A 2,355-nucleotide genomic window follows, 5' to 3' on the forward strand; every position below is an offset into this window, starting at 1 on the left:
ACTTCCCGTCGCGTCATGGCTTTGGCCTCGCGGGACAGGGCGTTGGATGAGTGCTGCATCGCACCCGTTTAAACCTCCCCGCCGGAAATCCGGACATCTACTCCCGCTTATACCAAGGACATCTTCCCCGCTTCGTACACAATTCCCAATTCTTCTTGACCCGCGCTCGCGCCCCTGATTCACTGGCGCGAACGCACTCGGAGGAGGGGACATGGGCATATTCTTTGTGACGGTGGGACTCATCGCACTGGCGGTGGTGTTCACGATCGTTCTGTACAACGGCCTGGTCACCAGCCGGAACCGCTACAAGAACGCGTACGCGCAAATCGACGTGCAATTGAAGCGCCGGTACGACCTGATTCCGAATCTCGTCGAGACGGCGCGCGGCTACCTGAAGCACGAACGCGAAACGCTCGAGGCCGTCATCGCCGCGCGCGGCGCCGCGGTGAACGCGGGAGGGCGCGCGGCGCAATCGCCGGGCGATCCGGGCGCGATGAGCGGGCTCATGCAGGCCGAGTCGATGCTCGGCGGCGCGCTCGGCCGGCTCATGGCCGTTGTCGAGCAATATCCCGACCTGAAAGCGAACGAGACGATGGCGGGCCTCATGGAAGAGCTGACGAGCACGGAAAACAAGATCTCGTTCGCGCGCCAGTCGTTCAACGACAGCGTCATGTCGTACAACATCGATCGCGAGAAATTCCCGGCAAACGTCATCGCGGGGATGTTCAACTTTGGGCCGGCCGCGCAGCTTGAGCCGATCGAAAGCGCGGACGAGCGCAAGGCGCCCAAGGTGTCCTTCGCCTAGCCCGCGCCGTATCGACGCCGGCCGCGTGAGCATCGCGCGATGAACTTTTTCGAACACCAGGACCGCGCGCGCAAAAAATCGCGCGGCCTCATCCTGCTTTTTCTCGTCGCGCTCGCCGGCATCACCGCCGGCATTTACGCCGTCAGCCGGTTCGCGGTCTGGTATTTCGAATGCGGAACCGACACCGCGTGCACCGTGCCGATCTGGGATCCCGTCGATTTCGCGCAAGTGTCCGCGGCTGTCGTGATCTTCGTCGGCCTGGTGTCGCTCGCCAAACACCTCTCGCTTCGCGGCGGGGGAGCGGCGGTCGCCGAGATGCTCGGCGGACGCGAGATCGACGCGACGACGAAGGATCGTCACGAAAAGCGCCTGGTGAATGTCGTCGAGGAGATGGCGATCGCGGCCGGCGTGCCGATGCCGCGCGTTTTCGTGCTTTCCGGCGAGGGCGCGATCAACGCCTTCGCCGCGGGTTATTCGCCGGAAGACGCCGCCGTTGCCGTCACGCAGGGCACGTTGGAGCGCCTTTCGCGCGACGAGTTGCAGGGCGTCGTCGCGCACGAGTTCAGCCACATCCTGCACGGCGACATCCGCCTGAACGTGCGAATGATCTCGGTGCTGTTCGGCATCCTCGCCATCGGCATCGTCGGGCGGGGCGTGCTGCGCGCGAGTTTCTACGCGGGCGATCGCCCCCGCCGGCGAAGCGGCAAGGACGGTGGCGCGTTGCCGTTTCTCATCATCGTCGGGCTCGCGCTCGTGATCGTCGGTTACATCGGCACCCTTGTCGGGCGCGTCATCCAGAGCGCCATCTCGCGCCAGCGCGAATTCCTCGCCGACGCATCCGCCGTCGCCTACACACGCAACCCCGACGGCATCGCGGGCGCGCTCAAGAAGATCGGCGGGTTTTCCGAACACGCGCTTTTGAAAACCGCCAAGGCCGGGCAGGCGGCGCATCTGTTTTTCGGGCAGGGCGTCCGCGTCCGCCTGTTCAAGAACGCGCTGTCCACGCATCCGCCGCTCGCCGAGCGCATCCGCCGCATCGACCCGGCGTTTGACGGCGACTTCCCGGAGTCCGAATCGGTCGGGCCGATCGATCTGGACGCAATTTTCGATGATCCGACCGCGCGCGCCGCGCCCGCGTCGGTCGCGCCCGATCTCGCCGGCGCCGCGGCGCAGATGGCCGGCGCGAACTATCGCCCGAAGTGGGCGCGAGAGCGGATGGCCAAGGCGTCCGACATCGCCGACAGCGTCGGCCGCGTCAGCGCGGGGAATGTCGCCGCCGCCGGGAGTGTCCGTCGCGCCATTCCCGAAGCGCTCCAGCAATCGGCCGCGGACCCCGGCGGCGCGACGCACCTCATCGGCGCGCTCGTCCTCGACGGTGAGGACGAACTTCGTGCGCGGCAGCTTCGCGCGCTCGCGAAAGCGGCGGGCGATGACGCCGCGCGCGGCGCCACCGAAGCGTGGGCGATCGTGCGCGACCTCGATCCGCGCCTGCGCCTGCCGCTTGTCGATCTCGCCGCGCCGGCGCTGCGCCGCCTGGCGGACGCGGCGCG

2 protein-coding genes are annotated in these 2,355 nt (G+C 67.1%); both read left to right on the forward strand.

Going from position 1 to position 2,355, the window contains the following annotated elements; translation table 11 throughout:
• The first annotated feature begins 211 nt into the window (after positions 1-211).
• Positions 212-805: a LemA family protein gene (locus tag K8I61_08450; protein ID MBZ0272053.1), complete on the forward strand. Its 594-nt coding sequence runs from the start codon at positions 212-214 to the stop codon at positions 803-805.
• A 39-nt stretch (positions 806-844) separates the two neighbouring features.
• Positions 845-2,355: M48 family metallopeptidase (locus K8I61_08455; GenBank protein ID MBZ0272054.1), on the forward strand; the 1,511-nt coding region annotated here is incomplete at its 3' end.

The organism is bacterium (assembly GCA_019912885.1).
In the GTDB taxonomy this organism is placed as follows: domain Bacteria; phylum Lernaellota; class Lernaellaia; order JACKCT01; family JACKCT01; genus JAIOHV01.